Source organism: Anaerolinea thermophila (genome assembly GCF_020723905.1).
Classification (GTDB): domain Bacteria; phylum Chloroflexota; class Anaerolineae; order Anaerolineales; family Anaerolineaceae; genus Anaerolinea; species Anaerolinea thermophila_A.
The window spans coordinates 533,499-551,364 of the sequence record NZ_DYHZ01000001.1; the positions used below are offsets into that span (position 1 = coordinate 533,499).

A 17,866-nucleotide genomic window follows, 5' to 3' on the forward strand; every position below is an offset into this window, starting at 1 on the left:
GAAACATGTTCCAGGAGTTGCTTTCCAACCACGTCTTATGGATCAGCCTGATTGCCTGGGGGCTGGCGCAATTCCTCAAGCCATTTCTGGAGTTTCTAGAAACACGCCGCTGGGTGTGGGGTTTATGGTTTTCCAGCGGCGGCATGCCCAGTTCACACTCTGCCCTCATCGTCAGTGCCATGGTTGCCATTGGACTGTTCCATGGCTTTGATACCCCCCTCTTCGCGCTTGCCGTGGCAATGGCAATGATCGTCCTCTACGACGCCGCCGGGGTGCGTCGCGAAGCCGGAAAACACGCCGAGCGCATCAATCTGCTCATTGAAGAGTTCCTTGCCGGACATCCCATCAGCGAACAGGAACTGAAAGAGGTCATCGGGCACACCCCGGGCGAGGTAGTTGCCGGGGTGGTGCTGGGCATCCTGTGCGCCATCATTGGCTTTGGGGTGTGGGGCTAAGGCAGAGGAGCATCCTTGAAAATGGGGAAAAGGATGAGGCGGTAAGGCGTATAACGCAGGCACACCGCGGGCGTCAGGCGCAGTTCAAAGCGCGTCACTCTGCCGGTAACGCTAATCGACGAATCCACCACCTTCAAACGCCAGATTCCCTGCGCCGGCATGCCATCCAGCACGCGCAAAGGCGACTCAGGCTGGAACGAGCCGGTGAACGGGGGTCTCCCCTGACTGATGGGGATACGGGCTTCATCGTCAAAAATCGTATTTATAAAGTTATCGCCATATGCTCCGCGCTGGTTTGCCAGCAGAATTTCCCTGGTATCCGGCGCAATCAGGGAGATTGTCAGATCGCCTGTATAGGTATGCTCGATATTCACCAGCACATCCACATCAAAAATCTGGAACTCATCAGTCACCTCCAGCGGCACCTCCACACCGCTGGGATTGTTATCGGGAATTGTAAAAGAGCCTTCCATGAGGTGTGTCATTTGCCCGCCCGGTTGTGCCGCAGCAGGGATGCCCAGCGTCCTCCGCCACCATTCCTGCTGACCGGAAAGCACCTGTAAAGTTACTTCCGGCGCCAGAAAACAGTCATTGTCCAGACTCAACCGGATTCGCAAGGGGGTGAGATTCTCGCGTGCCTCACCCGCAGGGATGGCGGGAAAATCGGATTGTCCCTGTGAGATGCTCACATCACCCGCCGTATCGAGCAGCGCGGCATGCACGGCATCTGCCTGCGCCGCGCCAACATTGCGCAGGGTTATCCAGATGTCCCCTGTCTCGCCGGGTTGCAGAACGCCATCAAGGTTGCCCGTTACCTCCTGAATGCGCACGGCATCCATCACCAGCAAGGCTTGAGGCGGAACCACTTCGGCATTGCTGATCACCAAGGCAAAATCCTGGTCGGTTGGGTCGCTGTTGCCCGGCACGCCGTCTCCCGCCAGTTGACGCGCCATCACCCGCACCCGAAACACACCTTCTCCGGCGCGCTCCAGCGTCACCCGCTCCACGTTGTTGAGTCTATCCGCCGACCCTCCGGGGCTGGAGAACGCCCCCGCAAAATGATTGCCGTTAAACTGCGCACCCTGAGCGGTGACCAGCAAATCCAGATCGTTGACCAGCGCTATTCCCGCCCAGGGGGTGCCGGGGGCATCTGTCCACACCAGCGTCACCGCCAGCGGCTGGTCCGGATTGAGCGGGCGCAGGTACATCTCAATCATCTGCCCGCTTTCGGTAAGCAGGAGGTCCTGATCCCGGAGCACCCATCCGGGGGCATTCAAAATGTTTTCCAGGGCAGGCATTCCCCATCCCTGCCCCGTCGAAGGAAGATCCTGTCCGGCATCCACGCCTGTCAGGTAACGGGCTGAATGGATGATCAGGGCTTTCAGCATGGCCGGGCTGGGAGACTGCCCCGACGACAGCACCCGCTGATAGTACTCGTACAGCAGTTGCGCCATACCCGCCACCGCAGGCGTCGAATGGCTGGTGCCGGAAGACCAGGTAAACAACGTCTGGCTGGTAGGGTAATACTTTGGACCGCATACCGAATTGCCGTTATACGCAGGATCGCGGGAAGCCGCGCCCTGCACATGCGTACCCGGCGCAACCACATCGGGCTTGGCGCGCCCATCCTGCGTTGGACCACGGGATGAGAAAGCGGCGATATCATCGGCACTGTCGCTGTCCATCCACAAACAGCCATCCAGCACACCATGATCGCGGGGATTTTCCGTTGCTCCAACAGTCAGGACGTTTTTAGCAGTTCCCGGCGTAGAAATGGAAGTCGCATACGGTCCGCGGTTGCCTGCGGCAAAGACGTGAAGCATTTCCTGATTCCCTGCCACCGAAGGCAGGGCATCGCGCGTCAGGGCATCATACGCCTGGGAATCGACGGTATAGGCTCCGTCATCACGTCCACCCCAGGAATTGCTGGTCAGGCGCGCGCCCTGCTGATAGGCTGGCTGGAGAATGCCGCTGTATGACCCCGAACACCGCGTCCAGTCAAACCCACCCGCATTGGAAAAGAGTTTGGTTGCCGCAACCCTGCCAAAAGGCGAAACGCCCAGCCCCAGTTGAAATCCGCCCGTTTCGTAACTTTGCGTCTCGGCATCGTATCCTGCCAGAATGCCGACGTTGATCGTTCCATGTCCACCCACATTGTTCCCCAGAGGATCGCTCGTACAGTTGTGGATATACGTCACCCGATCCGGATTAACGGGAGAGCCAAAGCGGTAAAAGTTCGGATGCAGAGAAGCGTCGGCATTCCCGGCATCCAGACCATCATCCATCACATCCACCAGCGGGTACGCTTCCGGACTGGTGGGAAATCCCTGCGCGGTCAACCAATCCAGATACCCGGGGGATTCGGCAACTACCTTCCCAGAGGAAAGCGCATAATTGCCCGCCAGCACCTGCCCCTGAATTTCATCCAGCAGTTCAGGAATCAGCAAAGGTTCCACATTAACCACTCCGGGAAGAGCCGCCGCTTCGCGCAATCGCCCGGCAGGCAGACGCAGGCGCAAATTGACCAGGTTCATCACCTGCTCCCGCTCGCCATACCGCGCCAGCGCCCAGCCTTCCAGTTTCTCCAGCATGGCATCCAGATTTTCCGCACCCGCAAACACCTGCACGGTGACATCCACCTCTCCCTGTGGAGCAGGCCTGGCATCCGGACGCAGGGCAGGCGCCAGCCGATAGTAGGGATGATACGCCCCCTGCCAGTTCACGGCTTTTGCCGTAGAAATATCCAGAGCAGAAAGACGCTGATCGGGAGCGCTCCCGTACACCAGCCAGGCTTGATCGGGGACATACGCAACTGGTATCAACCCGGCTCGCTGCAGTCCCGCCAGCCACTCATCGCGCACAGGCGCGGCAAACTGCACCAGCCATAACTGCGCCTCCCCGCTGACAACCAAGGGCTGACGCCACCCCTGCGGCAAGATGGGTTCTACCCTTTCTGCCGATGGATCAAGCGTTACCCCACGCAAATACACTTTTGGGACAAGTATCTGGAACGAAGCAGGCAGTTGGTTCTGCGCCCGCGGCACCCGCCACACAGAAAACATTCCGTAATCGGCGATTTCTTCTGCGCCCTGTTCTGCCAGCAGGCGGGCATCCCCGGAAGAAGAAACCTCAACCAGCAAAGATGCCTCCTCAGGTTGTCCCTGTGCATCGGCGCCTCCCACCATGCTGACCGCAACCCATAAAAACAGCCATACCAGCACCAGCACAGACCTGAGGGAACGACTCACGGTTAAACCTTTCTGTCAGAAACAGGAAACCCGTTGGTAGGGATTATTTTCAATTATACCTTTGAGAAGTGAAAATGCTCAGGCAAGTGTTTATATTTGTTTATAAATACTCTCTAATAAGAACTATTCTCTAAAGAATATCAAAATCACCCTTTTGGGTGATAGAAACTATCCCTCAAAGTTGGACAATACAGAAGAAAAACGCAGTAAAATTGTTGATGATTGGGTAATTAATACCCGAATGATTGCAACTTTTGCAAAATAAACACATCCAAATCAGTAGAAACCCTTTCAAGAAAGTGAGGAAAAATCCCATGTCTGAACAAACACAAGTTTCCACCTTCCCGCGTTTGAACGAACCCGCTCCCGAATTTGAAGCCGTAACCACTCACGGCGTTCTGCGCCTTTCCGATTTCCGCGACCGCTGGTTAATTCTCTTCTCACACCCTGCCGATTTTACGCCGGTATGCACCACCGAATTCATCGCTTTTGCCGAGATTTATCCCGAACTGCAAAAGCGCGGTGTGGATTTGCTCGGTTTGAGCATTGACAGCGTGTACTCGCACATTGCCTGGGTGCGCAACATCGAAGAGAAGACCGGCGTTAAGATTCCCTTCCCGGTGATTGCCGACCTGAACAAAGAAGTGGCGACCCTCTACGGCATGATCCAGCCCGGCGCCAGCAAGACCGAAGCCGTCCGCGCCGTCTTTATCATTGACCCCAAAGGCATTCTGCGGGCAATGATTTACTACCCGCTGACCACCGGTCGCAACATGGATGAAATCCTGCGCCTGATTGACGCTCTGCAAACCAGCGATCAGTACGGTGTAGCCACCCCTGCCAACTGGAGACCCGGCGATAAGGTCATCGTCCCGGCACCCAAGACCGTGGACGCGGTGGATGTGACCCCCAAACCCGGCTACGAAGTGATTGACTGGTATCTGGTCAAGAAAGAATTGAAGTAACCTATGGCGTGCGTCAATCCGGATGGTACCCTGACCCCTTCAGCGCTGGCGGTGCTTAAGGCAGTGAAGCAAGCCCCGCAAACCGCCGAGGCGCTGGCGGCGCTGGTGGGTTTGCCCCTCTTCCGCGTACGCAGCAGTCTGCGCGAATTGCGCGAAGCCGGGTTACTCATCGAAAGTGGGGGCGTCTATCACCTCACCCCTCAGGGTGAGGAAACCCTGAAAAAACAGGGCTGAGTAAATTTCTGAACCATTTGGGAGCCTGATATGAAAACAGGCTCCCGTTTTTTAAGAAGGAATTTTCTGCAAGACAATGCTGCCATCCTGAACCGTCAGCCTCACTGCGCCGGATGGGAGGTGGAGCACCTCTCCAGCATGGATCACCTGATAGCCATCCAGAGATAACTGTGCCGTTCCTTCTGCCGGCTCTATCTGGAATATGAGACGGTCTTCCGTCTCCACAATTCCTGTCACCTCGCTGGTCAAATAATCAATACACACCCCAGCGCGCGCCTGCCACTCCAGTGGCAAAATCAACCCCCGGCGTGCGGGCAGGCAGAGAGGCAACCCGCCAAATAATTCCTGCCCCTGCAATGAGATTCGCGCTTCCACCGGATCATCCTGGTAATTGTTGACGAACAGGAACCTGCCGTTTTCCCCTTCGCTCAGGCGCACATCCAGCCAGTCGCTCAATTCAAACTGTGATGGGCAATCCATACGGACAGCCATGCGGTGCAGGACTTCGAGATCTTCCAGCGTATTTGCCGGGAACGCCGCACCCAGCATCATAACCTGCCCGGCGCCCAGAGAACGAATAAAGCCCACCGCTTCCCCCTGTTGATTAAAGGCAAAGACCTCGTCAAAATCGCCCTCAAAACGCTCCACAAAAGATGCAGGGATGTCCGGCAAATCCCAGATCCGAATAGAAGCACCTTCAAACGGCTCAGCATCGTAGATTGCGCGAATGCCCAGCGCATCCCTGAGCAGGGTACAGGGACGATGAAGGAAATCCTCCTCGCACATGCGCCCCACCAGAATCAACCTGCCGCCTTGTTGCACATACTCCACCAGTTTTTGTTGAACAGAAGCATCGCACTGCTTCTCCATCATGACCCATAAAACAGGAAAACGGGCTGGAGTCAGAGTTGCCCGGCTGAGTTCCACCGCATTGAACGGACGATGGATCAGTGCCAATCCGCGGGCGATAAAATCAAACAAAACCACCTCTCGCTGATGGGTAAGCACATCCGTCTGTGGACGGGTAGCGGGATGATTCACCTCGGTCATAAAGTAGTCCAGTACAAACCCAACTGTGGTGATCACACGGGGCTTTGCCAGCGTCAAATCCTCCCCATATGCCTGAAGCACCCGTGAAAGTCTGGGGTAGCGGTGGTAATGCCGCCGCAGGGAGCCGTCCTTTCGCACCGGGTGTCCCCAGTCATGCCGTTTGACCGGGCTGAGAACAGGATGATTTTCCCCATCAAAAAACAGGTAATGGTTGAACGCCCGCATGCCCACCGACAGACACAGACGGGTATGCAAATCGTAGAAAGAAGTCTGTGCACCGCCAAAATCCTGATTTCCTCCTGCCTGAAACTCAATGGAAAAGAGCGGCTGGCAGGGATTCTGCAGGGCTCTGGTCATTTCGTTGACCAGCAAGAGTTGATGAAAATTGCCTTCCCCAATCTCCAGCGGGTACACATCTGTAGCGCTGAGCATACCCGGAATCTCCATGACTTCCACCAGTTGAGACAAGCCAATGGGAAAGGTCTTACCGCCATTCCCAAACCCATGGATATTGATGACCGGCGGCACCTCCATTCCACAGGCTCGAGCTTGCTCCCAAAGCCATCCGGCATACTCCCGCAGATAATGCCGGTAGAACCGGCGGTATTCCTCCACAACCCATCTGCCGTACACCGCGCTGGGCGATTGCATTTCCTGCCGGAGAAAATCCTCCAACCCCTCTAACGGTACGCCTGCGGGGATATTTTTTCCATATATTTCCCGCAAGTACGTCGCAAAACGCGAAAGCGTGTCGGGATGGATATCCAGCAGATTCCGCACCCAGTGAATCATGCCCATTTCGTTATCTAACTGCACCAGCAAAATGTTTCCCCCGTGGGTCACCTGCCGCGGCGTCAACACCCCAAACACTGCCCGATACCAGGTCTGGACGCAGGTAAGAAAGTCCGGGTGCAGGTAAGTGACAATATTCTGAGGCTTGCCATCCTGCCCGATCAAAGCCACCTGCGGGTACCGTTCAAACACCCATGCAGGAATACCTTCGTTTCGGGTCTCTGCCATAATGTAGGGTCCCGGACGGGCAATGATCCACAACCCCATCTGCGTTGCCAGATCCAGAAAACCCTGCAAATTGCGCAGAGGATGGGTATGCCCATCCAGATCTATTTCATCGGGATCCGGCTGATGCCACAACCACGGAATATAACTGGCAACGGCATTAAACCCGGCCTGTTTCAGCAAGCCTAAACGATGCTCCCACTGATCGGATGGGGTACGGAAATAATGAAACTCACCTGCCTGCAAAAGAACCGGATGATCATCCAGCCAGAACTGCCCGTCCTTAACCGAGAAGTTTGCCATGAGTTTATTCCTTTCTAGAGGTAAAGCCCAGAATCCCCAGGGCTTTCTGAACGAGCGGGCTGTTTGTATACACGTCCCATACCAACCCCGTCAGATAGTTCTCGAGCATGATCATGGAAAGACCTTTGTTAAACCCATACAGCGCCTGACTGTACCACGGCGGAAGTACGTCCAGATTGTAAGCATCATAGAAGCCGTATTTTCCCCACGTCTGTGGGTGGTGATGATAAAGATACTCTGCCATTGCCAGCACTTCCTCTGGCGCAAAGGGAAGGGAAGCCAGCGCTCCAGAAATGGAGACCGTACCATCATGCTCGGGTTCCTGCAAGGCAGGGGCGCTTCCAAAAACCCGGTACCCATGCGGACTATCGCCTGCGTTCAACCCCCAGGAATGGGCGTGATAGGTGCGATAGCGATGCGCATTCTGCATGCAAAAGGCTCGGTTGGCAAGCGTTGCCAGACGGGAATTTTCAAACCAGTCAACGCCATCCGGGTCCAGCAGCGAGCGGACATCCAGCCATGCCTCACTCAACTGGTAACAGAACAGGTTACCACCCGGATTGATGATGATAGACTTTCCCTCAAACTCTCCCGTGTGTCGAGTAAACCCGGCATACAGAGCGCGGGCAGTCTCTGAATGGAGGAATGGCGCGGCTTGCAGATACATCATCTTTTGCTCTGCCGCCATATCCCATTGATGGATAAAACCCGGATCACCGCCAACGTAATCCCCATCCCAATCCGGATTGTACGCCATGCGGAAGAGGGTCTTATTGTCTTTTTCAAACACGATAAACTGCCAGTCCACACGATGAAGAAGAGCCCCGGCAAGGTCATTTGTTTCTACATCGTCAAAATACGCCGCTGCAGTGATCACGCCGTTCAGGCAAATCGCCGTATCAATGGTGGAGTACTCGCACTTCCCGTGCCGCCCTGCGGTTTCCAGATCCAGAAAATGGGCAAAAAAACCGCGGTGGTGCGGAACATGCTCCAGCAGAGTGTGCAGGGTGCGGCGGACAATTTGAAGCGCCTGAGCGCGGCTTAACCGGCTGTGTTCATATGCAAGGACCCAGCCGGTCAGGGCAAACCCCACACTGGCAATGGAAGCAATCTGCGGGGTTTTTGTCGTATCCACTGCCAGCCCAAATCCACGACTGGATGGATTCAAATTGGTGGTTTGCAGGAAAAAGTCAATCGAGCCGTTGAGTTCCTGTTCGATAATCTGCCGGGCTTTCATGTTGAGCCTCACCTTGAGAAGAGGAAGAACGAAGCAGAGATGACCGACGCACAATCAAGCGGGTGGGCATGCGTTCCATGGTGATGGACTTTTCTTCTTCCAGAAAGTCAATTAACTGCCGCGCGGCTTTGCTTCCCCACAGATGACGAGACATATTGACCGACGAAAGCGGCGGGTTAAGAAACGGCGCCAGGACAATATCATCGAAGCCAACCACGCCCACATCTTCAGGAATGCGCAACCCGTGTGCCTGAAAGGCTTTCATCAGCCCGATTGCCATCTGGTCATTGGCACAGAAAACCGCCTCAGGGACATCATGATTTTCAATCATCTGCAAAGCGGCTTGATAACCCGATTTTTCGTTGAAATCGCCCTGATAGATACGATACTGAACCTGGTGCTTATCGGCTTCTTCCATGAACGTGAGCATACGCTCACGGTTGTCAAAGGAATCCCCGGCACCGGAGACGAAGTGCACCAGCCGCGCTCCCTGCTCTACCAGATGCGCCATCACCTCCCGGACGCCGTTAACGTTATCAATCAGTAGAGGGAATAAATAATCCACCTTGAGGAAACGATCCAGCGCTACAATGGGAAAACGCTGCGAAGCAAGCCGTATGAGAGTTTCACTGGGAATGCGGGTGTCAAAGACGATTGCGCCGTCCACCTGGCGCTGAGTTAAAATCTTGCTGATGGTGCGGCTCGCCGGGCATACAATTAAGTCGTACTGTGTTTCCAGCGCCACCGCATGGATGCCGTCCAGAATTTGTTCAAAGAACAACCCGCCAAACCCGGAAATGAACACGCCGATCGTATGGGTTTTGCGCTTCTTCAGATGGCGCGCAAAGGCATTGGGATGGTAATTCAGTTCCTCAGCGGCTTTGAGCACGCGCTGGCGAGTTTCTTCGCTGATGGTCCCGGTTCCGTTCAGGGCATAGGAAGCCGCAGCAATGCTTACCCGGGCATACTTTGCCACATCCTTAATGGTCACGCCGTCTTTTTTAGCCATGTTTTTCCAGATTTAAACGCTCCAGTCCTTTCAGAATGATGGGGTTCTGCATCATAATTCGCCAGACAATCTCATCTTCATAGTTTGCCAGCATCAGGAGCGAAATGCCTTTATCAATACCAATTACATCACTGGCATACCATTTTCTGGTCAAATTATATGCATCCTTAAACCCGTAACGCCCTTTGAGGGCTTCAATGGTGTAGTAATTCTGCATGGCGCGCAGGGAATCTTGTGGGGTAAAGACAATCGAGCCAATCGCTCCAGCAGGGGGGATGGTATCGTCCACCAGATGGGCTTTATTGTCATATCCTGAGGGGGGAGCGCCGTACCTGCCCTCATACCCGTTGGGCCCATCGCAGGCGGTTAACCCCCAGGCGTCTGGTCCCAGGGTCAGGTATTTTGCATCCATAGTTTCGGCATAACGCACCTGCGCCAGCGAGGCTTGCACCGAATTTTCAAACCAGTTCACCCCTTTCTGATCTGTGTAGTTGCGAAAATCCAGCCAGGCATGGCTGAACTGATAGGTAAAGAGGGAGCCAAACCATGAGTGAATGAACGGTTTAACCCCTTCTCCGTATTTCGCCACGTGGCGGGTAAAAGTATAGTAGGGTCTGGCATCCACGGGATGGGTATCGGACCCAGCTGCCAGCACGTAAAGCATCAACTGTTCGGCGTAAAAATCCCAGTGCCCTTCAAAACCTTTTTCGGGGCGGTAAGCCATGTAAAACATCTGCCGGGATTCGTCCAGAAACCATCCCCAGTTGACCGCATCGTACAGGCGCCGGGCTTTTTGTTCAATTTCCCCACCAAAGTACTGACCGACGGAAAGCACTCCCATGAACAGGATTGCCGTATCAATGCTGGAAACCTCGCTCTCCCACGCCCGCTTACCGGATTGCATATCCAGAAAATGATAGTAAAAGCCTTCTGTCCGCTCCAGATTTTCCAGCGTATCCAGTGTGCGGGTCACCCGTTCAAAAGCCTGTTCGTAGGAAATGTACCCCTTTTCCACGCCAACGATGTAAGCCGTCAATCCAAATCCCAGCGAGGCAATACTGGCAATGCCCTCTGAACCGGGGTAGCGGTCTCGAATCAACCCATAAGCGGGGCTGTCAGGATCGGTATTTGCCTGTTCCCAGAAGAAATCGAAAGCGCCTTTCATCTCATAAGCCACAATTTCTTCCGGGTCTACCGGTACCGGCGTAAGCGTCGACGTTGGAGAAGGCTCTGCCGTGGAAGTGACGGTGAGTACAACCTGCGTGAAAGTAGGCTCGGGGGTGAACGAAAGCACAGGTGACATCGTAGTCCGTGTGGCAGGAGTCGCACAGGCAGAGAGCACAAGCGCCACCGACAGAAGGGAAACAAAAAGTTTATTCACCGGTAATTCCCGTCCTTTCTACGGATTCGACAAACCATTTTTGCATGACAAAATACATCAACAACAGCGGCAGGATATTGAGGAATGTGCCGCTCATCTTCACCGCTTCATTGATGCGGTCAAAAATGTTGACCATACCTGGCGGATAGAGATTTTCATACGCCTGAGTGAATTTTGCCAGTTGCATCGGCAGGGTCTGAATCCCGCCCTCGAGGAAAATGACCGTCAGGTACGTTTCGTTCCAATACCACACAATGGAGAAGATGATTGAAATAACATAGGCTGGGATAGCCGTTGGCACGGCAATACGTGCAAAGACCAGCCAGTCTGAGGCTCCATCCAGGCGAGCGGCTTCTTCCAGCACTTTGGGCATGGATACAAACATCTGATAAAAAATCAGGATGAAGATAGCACTACGATATCCCTGTCCAAAAGTTGCCGGAAGAAGGAGCGAGAGGATATTGCCCAGCAATCCCAACTGGCGGTAGGTGAGCATCTGCGGGATGACAGTGGTTTGCGGCGGGATGATGAAGGTTGCCAGAATCAGCCCCATGATGAGATGCTTCCCCGGAAACCGGTAACGCGCCAGCCCATAACCGATTACCGAGCACACCAGCGTTTGAATGAGCGATGGAGCCACACTGACCAGAATGGTATTCACCAGGTTGACGGGGTAGTTCAACACCCGGAAGGCTTTGACATAATTCCCCAGATACAACTCGCTGGGGACCCATTGCACCATGGGATTGAGCAAATCCTGCGGGCTTTTGATGCTGGTGACGAACATGAACAACAACGGGTAAAGATAGACAAAACCAATGGCAATGAGAAGCAGGTAAAGAAACAGGGTAAAAAGCGCCCCATAACTGGTACGGCTTCCCAGAAGCCACAGTCGAATGCGTTCTTTGTTAACCGTAAACCTCATGGCAACCTCCTCACCGCTCCCTTGTGCCAAAGGTCAACCCGGCATAAACCACACCCAGCAGCACCACCAGCGCCAGGAAGAAAATATACGACATGGCGCTGGCATAACCAATGCCACCCTGTACATCATAAGTGCGGGAGTAGATATAGCGAATCACCTCATTTTCGGAAAAGTGCGACAGGGTAATGATGGTATAAACCGCATTGACAATGGTGGTTGACGTTAACGAGGGCAGGGTGATTTTCCAGAACGATTCCCAAGCCGAGGCGCCATCAATTGCGGCGGCTTCATAGATACTGCGGTCAATTTTCTGGAATCCTGCCAGATAAATCAGGATTTGCACCCCTGAAAACCAGAGGATGAGGATAAACGAAGTCAGCAGGTACTCTGCTGGATTACGCAGAAAAGCAGGCAACTGTTGCAGAAACTGCGTCACCGCCGCCGAGGAGGCTACCTGCGGTGCAGATGCCGCCCCCTGCGCGGTCAGTTCTTTGATGACCGGTCCGCTGGTAATGACCACCGGCAGGAAGAAAATCGTGCGGAACACCCCCCGCAACTTAAAGCGCAGGTTGAGCAAAAGCGCAATGATCATCGAGAAAATCAACACCACCGGCACAGAGACTAGCGTTTTGATCACATATTCAATGAGAAGTTCCACAAAGTTTGGATCGGTAAACAGAGCGCGGGTGTAATTTTGCCACTCCCGATAATCCATCACTATGCCCGTTGCCATAACAGTGACTTCATTCAAACTGTAACGCAAGGTTTCCACCAGTGGAGCCAGGGTGAACACCAGAAAGCCAACGATCCAGATGAGTACAAAGGTATAGCCATGCAGAGCTTCGCGAGCACGGTGCGACATCTCTCCACGGAGCAGTTTACGGATGTTCATGGCACACCTCCCACACTCAGATTCTCCACCAGGATCGCATCCCGCGGCGGGAAAGTCACCCCTTCCACCTGAAAAGGCTGATCCGTGTAATTCACCCCAATTTGTTTTCCATTGCTGTAGGTCACCAGTACCACGCCTTCCTGCAGTACCGTGCGAGAGACAATGCTTGCTCCGCGCACCGCACCCAGACGAGTGTTGAGCCAGTCATACACCCGTTCGATTTCCGCACGCCATTGATGAATGGAGGAAGTGTAAATCCAGCGCGAACGGGTTTCGAGGATTTTTGCCGTTTCTTGATAGGTAACAAAGAAGGATGGATATACGCCATAATCTGCATGACGCAACAGGTCTTCCTGAAGGTCAGGAGAAAAATTCAACGCCTGCCCGTAATATGGCACAAACCCGGAAAGGGCGATTTGCAGGAAAGGCACGGTATCGGTAGTGTAAAGATAACCACTACTGGAGGATGGAAGATCATACACGGCAGAAGTAACGCCCCACAGATAATCGTTCGGCGCGTACAAACCTACCGGAGTTGGCAAACCGCTTAACAGGTCCTGGTAAGCCGTGATGGTCTGCTCACGGTTCAAAGGTGGCCTGGTGCGAAAATCGCTGTAGAGAAGCGTGCCAATCCCGTCCAGCGCCAGCCCCAGGGGGGGATCCTCAAAGAAATCATCCGCCAGCGAGGTCAGACGTTCTTGAATGGCATCCAGGTTCAAATAATACTGCTTTTTAAAGCGGTTGTACCCTTCCAGATTAAGGTTGGCAATGGAACGAGCCAGATCAAACCGGGGGGAGTACCCCGGCTCTCCCAAATAAGCCGCCTGCGCGTCAAAATAGAGCGAGAGACGCCCTCCCTGTGCATGAACCTGTTCTGCCAGCGCGCGCAGGTCTGATTGCGAACCCAGAGCAGATTCCAGTTTCAGCGCGCTCGGGAACATGCTCGAAGGTCCCAGCGGTTGCCAGCCGTACAGGATCACCTCAGGATGACTGACCTGAAGTGTCTCCACAATCTGACGGGCCTGCTCAAATGTAGTCATCGGGATGGCTTCATTCCAGAGGAGAACCTTCCTGCGCTCAGCAGTAAGAAACTCCAGGCGAATGCCAATGCGATCATCCAGAATGGGACTGGCTTTGAGCATACCCTTTTGCCGTAAATACTGCTGGTAACTGCGCGCCATACCCACGTAATCGCTATCGCCTCCGGTGAGGAAGCGGTAGTGCAACACCACATCAAAAGCGTTGGTCTGCGGCTGCAGGGCAGTCACCCCCGCACCGGCACGGTTGGTAGGCTGGAAATAACTCTCATTGTAAATAAACGCATAGTGGAGAAAATTAAACGAGGTAATGATACCCGCAGGGTGAGCCTGGATCTCGGCGTAACCCGCACCGCGTTCCAGAACGGCAAGATAAGCATTTTGATGATACCCGTGCACCATTCCTATCACCGGAACCGAAACGCGGAAGGGACGACGCAAATCCGGGTCAAAAGCCATGCGGGTACTCATGCCCAAATCGGCGCCGTACACCCTGCCGTAAAACATATTCTTGGCTTTGGTCTGTGCGCTGAAGCGGATGAGCGCGCCAGCACCATCGGGCAGGAACATGTAGCCGGGCACTTCATCTCTGCGGGTAGCGGCAAAGAAGGGATATACATACAGCATACCCAGTTTAAACTCCGCCCTGTCCTGGCGAATACGATCAAAAGGTATCTCTACCCGCACACCGTCTTCTTCAAGGATCAGATTAACACCGATAGTAATTCCCGGATCGGTAAATGTCACCAGTGCCTCAACGCCTTGCGCCACAGGGCTCACTTCCAGAGTGTGTTTGGCGTTTGTGATGGAAGCCCGTTTGGGAGTGGCTTTCTGGTCGAGGTAATCAATACTGATACCGCTCTGAGCAAACGCCGTCCAGGTCTTATTCAAACGATCATCACGGGTAACCTCGTCCAGGTTGGAGTGCCACACATACCCGCTCCGCCGATCCACCACCTTGAACGCCAGACGCTCGAAATCCACGAACAGGCGGAAAGTCTCATTTTCCGCAACCATGCGGTAGGATTCAGGGATATCCTGTCGAATCTGCCAGTCGGTGCGGAGGGTATCCACATGCGTGTACTGGTTGGTGGAATAGGCATCGGGCAGGCGCATGGCTTGAAGCGGCTGAACACCGAGGCTGAACACCAGCACCGCAAGCAAAACCACTCTCCCGAAAAAGAATTTTGCTTTAGCCACGGAGCCTGACCTCCTGCAAAATGCTTTGAATGAAGTCGAACAGTTGCCCAAAAAGGACATACAGAATGTAACCTGTCAGCAGGAACATGCCCATCGTAAAGAGGGTGATGAGAATGTTGCGCACGGTTTCAGAGAACGAGTAGTTGTGAATTTCCATCACCATCAGGAAGAGCATTAACCCTACCCAGGCATACATTAACTGCGTGGAGAAGGTGAAAATGAACACCTCGTTCAGGGTCAGAACATTCGAAAGCAAGGCAATGGGCAATGAAAACAGTGCGTAAGGGAACAAACTGTACGCCGTACCAATGACCACATCGCGAATCCTGCCTTCGCCGTCGCTGATGGTCGAGACCAGGTAGTTGGCAGCGTTCCACAGGAAAATCAACCCGACGGTGTAAAGAATTTCATTCTCCACCCGGATAAACGCCGGCGAAGGATATGGGTTAAAGGGAAACGCCGTAAGATACAGCGAGAGAATCCGTGCAATCACCACCCACGCATAGAGGACAAAAGCAAAGCGCAAACTACCACGCAGATTCTTTTTGATGTAGTAAAAACTGTCGGCAGGCTGTTTGATAAAACGGAAGAGGAACACGAAATCGTCAACCCATTTATAGCGCAACAGTCCGTTCAACCAGGCACGCACAGGGTCCAGCCAGCGCTTCCGCCGTTCCAGGCGTTGGAAAATGCTCTGCGCCAGCGAGAATACCATCACCCCCACAATGAAAGGCGAAAGGTACTTTTGCAGGATGACATTGCGCAATTCCCAGAAGGCTTGCGAGTAACCCTGGCGATCATACGCATAACGGTAGGACTGCAAAGCGCGGGGAAAATCGCGTTCCTTGAAATAAGCATCTGCCAGCGCCTGATACGCCAGGATAAACGAACCATTATAGGTGAGGATCTCCTCGAAATAGGGTTTGGCTTCGCTATAATACCCCTCCATGTACAGGCGCACGCCCTGATGGACACGGCGGGCAAATTCCGTCGCCCGATAGATAACCACCGCGTTCTTGTCCTTATCCAGCACATAAATCTGTCCCTGATAACGCGCCACTGCGGTGGGATTGATCAGCGTACCCATGCGCTGATCGCCCTGGTCTTTGGCTTTGAAGCGGAAAAGCAAAAAGCCCTTGGTATCGTACTCGTAAATTTCTCCATCTGCGCTCACCGCGACCAGTAAACCATCCTCGCTGACATGAACATCGCGAAAGGCGGAAGAGCCCACAGTATCAGGGAAAACGTTCTTCCCGGCGATGGTGAATTTGCGGATGCTCTTGTTGGGGAACGTACCGGCGGTGATGGTATAAACCATCGCCTGCCGGTCAATGGTGATGTTAGAGGGAGACGCGGCTTCGTTTTTGACGAACTGCTCCAGTTGCTCTTTGGTGAGAAACAAACGCTGGAGAATCATTTTGAGCGACATGGTGGCGGTGTTCGCACCAAAATAACCGATGAAGCGCCCATCCATGTTCATTTGCACCACGCCATTGACGGAACCCTCACTGATGATGTAGAGATTTTTACGTGGATCTACGGCAATTTTGCGCGGTAAAAACTCCCGTGTCTTTCCAAACAGTGGCTCTTTGGGACGACCAAATTCTTTGAACAGGGTGCCATCGGGCTGAAAGATGAACACTTCATTCTTCTTGGCATCGGCGACGTAAACCAGTCCATCTTCATCTACGAACACTCCCGTTGGGCTCTGCAAAACACCCTTGCCCATCACCATGGTTTCCTGAAAATTCCTGAACTGTACAATTCTGCCCTTACCCGTATCTGCCACGTAGAGAGTGCCATCAGGCATAATGACCATATCCTCCGCGCCAGAGATGGGCAAATCCACCTCCGCCACAGGGATATAGGCATCCTGCGTCATAAAAAGACGTCCGCCCGGACCCAGCGCCCAGGTGGTATAGGGCGGATCAGCGCTCACCTGTGGTCTGGGAAGAGCGAGCAGGACCACAAAAATCAACAGAACAAGGCGAAACTGTTTCATCCCTTCAGCCCCGAGTGAGACATGGTGCTCATCACCTGACTCTGCATGAAGATGAAAATGATCAGGTTCGGCAGGAACATGATCAGCGAAGCCGCCGCGGCAATTCCCTGACCGGCAACCACATTGGCACCCGCTGACGTTGAGGTCAGTGTGGTGAGGTAAAAAGCAAATGTCTTGAGACTTTCGTTGGTGATGTACAACGAGGATGTATCGGCGTTGTTCCATGCCGCCTGAAACGAGAGGATGGCAATGGTGGCAATCGCCGGGCGGATCATCGGTAGAATGATCTGCCAGTAAATCCACAGGTCAGAAGCCCCGTCAATCTGCGCCGCTTCCACTACCTCATCCGGTATGCCGTCAATAAACTGCTTGATAAGGAACAATCCCACCGGCATTGCCAGCATGGGTAGAATGTGCACCCAGAAGGTATCCATCAGATGTAAACGCTCAATGATGAGAAAGCGCGGGATGGTCACGGCAATGGGCACAAACATCAACGCCACCGTATTAATGGCAAAAAGGGTTTGCTTCAATTTAAAACGCTTTTTGGAGAGTGCATATGCCGCCGTAGAGGAAATCACCACCGAAGTCACCACCGTTACCACCGTCACTACAATGCTGTTGAACAGGTAGCGGCTGACCGGAATGCTGGAAGCAGACATGCGGCTGAACAAATCTGCGAAGTTTTTCAGGGTAGGATTGACGACAAAGAAACGCGGTGGGTAAGCAAACAATTCATCCGGCGGCTTGAAAGCGTGGGAGAAGATAAAGATGATTGGCAGGAGCATAAATGCCGAGAGGGGCAGGAGAATCAGATAAAACTTAATCTGGCTGGGATGAAACCCCTGTGGATTAATGCCCCGATTGCGATAACTGGATACTGTTCGAAACCATCTTCTGCGCATGGCAAT

13 protein-coding genes are annotated in these 17,866 nt (G+C 53.6%); 3 read left to right on the forward strand and 10 right to left on the reverse strand.

Annotated elements, in window-relative coordinates; translation table 11 throughout:
• Positions 1-5 precede the first annotated feature (5 nt).
• Positions 6-455: a divergent PAP2 family protein gene (locus tag LHF31_RS02190; protein WP_298002687.1), complete on the forward strand. Its 450-nt coding sequence runs from the start codon at positions 6-8 to the stop codon at positions 453-455.
• On the opposite strand, the gene LHF31_RS02195 is transcribed toward LHF31_RS02190, so the two are convergent.
• Positions 452-3,703: a S8 family serine peptidase gene (locus LHF31_RS02195; RefSeq protein ID WP_303773344.1), complete on the reverse strand. Its 3,252-nt coding sequence runs from the start codon at positions 3,701-3,703 to the stop codon at positions 452-454. The two genes, LHF31_RS02190 and LHF31_RS02195, sit on opposite strands and share 4 nt — an antisense overlap.
• A gap of 314 nt (positions 3,704-4,017) precedes the next feature.
• On the opposite strand from LHF31_RS02195, the gene LHF31_RS02200 reads away from it, so the two are divergent.
• Positions 4,018-4,668: a peroxiredoxin gene (locus LHF31_RS02200; protein ID WP_298008202.1), complete on the forward strand. Its 651-nt coding sequence runs from the start codon at positions 4,018-4,020 to the stop codon at positions 4,666-4,668.
• 3 nt (positions 4,669-4,671) lie between these two features.
• Positions 4,672-4,902, forward strand: coding sequence for a hypothetical protein (locus tag LHF31_RS02205; protein ID WP_298008205.1), 231 nt, complete (start codon positions 4,672-4,674; stop codon positions 4,900-4,902).
• Positions 4,903-4,953: 51 nt separating this feature from the next.
• On the opposite strand, the gene LHF31_RS02210 is transcribed toward LHF31_RS02205, so the two are convergent.
• From LHF31_RS02210 to LHF31_RS02250, 9 genes are read right to left on the reverse strand one after another with little or no spacing between them, the layout of a single operon-like run.
• Positions 4,954-7,272 (reverse strand): beta-galactosidase, encoded by a 2,319-nt coding sequence (locus LHF31_RS02210; RefSeq protein WP_298008207.1) that lies wholly within the window; start codon positions 7,270-7,272, stop codon positions 4,954-4,956.
• Between the two features lie 4 nt (positions 7,273-7,276).
• The gene (locus LHF31_RS02215) at positions 7,277-8,509 is read right to left on the reverse strand and encodes a glucoamylase family protein (protein ID WP_298008209.1); all 1,233 of its coding nucleotides are present in this window, start codon (positions 8,507-8,509) and stop codon (positions 7,277-7,279) included.
• The gene (locus LHF31_RS02220) at positions 8,463-9,518 is read right to left on the reverse strand and encodes a LacI family DNA-binding transcriptional regulator (RefSeq protein ID WP_298008211.1); all 1,056 of its coding nucleotides are present in this window, start codon (positions 9,516-9,518) and stop codon (positions 8,463-8,465) included. The genes LHF31_RS02215 and LHF31_RS02220 overlap by 47 nt, the downstream gene beginning before the upstream one ends.
• Positions 9,511-10,899, reverse strand: a complete 1,389-nt coding sequence (locus tag LHF31_RS02225; RefSeq protein ID WP_298008213.1) for a glucoamylase family protein — start codon at positions 10,897-10,899, stop codon at positions 9,511-9,513. The genes LHF31_RS02220 and LHF31_RS02225 overlap by 8 nt, the downstream gene beginning before the upstream one ends.
• Entirely contained in the window at positions 10,892-11,824 is a 933-nt protein-coding gene (locus LHF31_RS02230; RefSeq protein ID WP_298008215.1) for a carbohydrate ABC transporter permease, read from the reverse strand. Before LHF31_RS02230 ends, LHF31_RS02225 begins: the two co-directional genes overlap by 8 nt.
• 10 nt (positions 11,825-11,834) lie before the next feature.
• A complete protein-coding gene (locus LHF31_RS02235; protein ID WP_298008217.1) occupies positions 11,835-12,716 on the reverse strand; it encodes a carbohydrate ABC transporter permease in 882 nt (293 codons plus the stop codon).
• Positions 12,713-14,953 carry a DUF5696 domain-containing protein gene (locus LHF31_RS02240; RefSeq protein WP_303773348.1) on the reverse strand — a complete coding sequence of 747 codons (2,241 nt, stop codon included), beginning with the start codon at positions 14,951-14,953 and terminating at the stop codon, positions 12,713-12,715. Before LHF31_RS02240 ends, LHF31_RS02235 begins: the two co-directional genes overlap by 4 nt.
• On the reverse strand, positions 14,946-16,955 hold the full coding sequence (locus tag LHF31_RS02245) for a YIP1 family protein (protein ID WP_303773350.1): 2,010 nt from the start codon (positions 16,953-16,955) through the stop codon (positions 14,946-14,948). Before LHF31_RS02245 ends, LHF31_RS02240 begins: the two co-directional genes overlap by 8 nt.
• On the reverse strand, positions 16,952-17,860 hold the full coding sequence (locus LHF31_RS02250) for a carbohydrate ABC transporter permease (RefSeq protein ID WP_303773352.1): 909 nt from the start codon (positions 17,858-17,860) through the stop codon (positions 16,952-16,954). The genes LHF31_RS02245 and LHF31_RS02250 overlap by 4 nt, the downstream gene beginning before the upstream one ends.
• Positions 17,861-17,866 lie beyond the last annotated feature (6 nt).

Excerpts from the sequence above, each read along its gene's own strand:
- LHF31_RS02215 (WP_298008209.1), bottom strand. The coding sequence starts at position 8,509 with ATGAAAGCCCGGCAGATTATCGAACAGGAACTCAACGGCTCGATTGAC.
- LHF31_RS02235 (WP_298008217.1), bottom strand. The coding sequence starts at position 12,716 with ATGAACATCCGTAAACTGCTCCGTGGAGAGATGTCGCACCGTGCTCGC.
- LHF31_RS02245 (WP_303773350.1), bottom strand. The coding sequence starts at position 16,955 with ATGAAACAGTTTCGCCTTGTTCTGTTGATTTTTGTGGTCCTGCTCGCT.
- LHF31_RS02220 (WP_298008211.1), bottom strand. The coding sequence starts at position 9,518 with ATGGCTAAAAAAGACGGCGTGACCATTAAGGATGTGGCAAAGTATGCC.
- LHF31_RS02205 (WP_298008205.1), top strand. The coding sequence starts at position 4,672 with ATGGCGTGCGTCAATCCGGATGGTACCCTGACCCCTTCAGCGCTGGCG.
- LHF31_RS02200 (WP_298008202.1), top strand. The coding sequence starts at position 4,018 with ATGTCTGAACAAACACAAGTTTCCACCTTCCCGCGTTTGAACGAACCC.
- LHF31_RS02190 (WP_298002687.1), top strand. The coding sequence starts at position 6 with ATGTTCCAGGAGTTGCTTTCCAACCACGTCTTATGGATCAGCCTGATT.
- LHF31_RS02230 (WP_298008215.1), bottom strand. The coding sequence starts at position 11,824 with ATGAGGTTTACGGTTAACAAAGAACGCATTCGACTGTGGCTTCTGGGA.
- LHF31_RS02210 (WP_298008207.1), bottom strand. The coding sequence starts at position 7,272 with ATGGCAAACTTCTCGGTTAAGGACGGGCAGTTCTGGCTGGATGATCAT.
- LHF31_RS02250 (WP_303773352.1), bottom strand. The coding sequence starts at position 17,860 with ATGCGCAGAAGATGGTTTCGAACAGTATCCAGTTATCGCAATCGGGGC.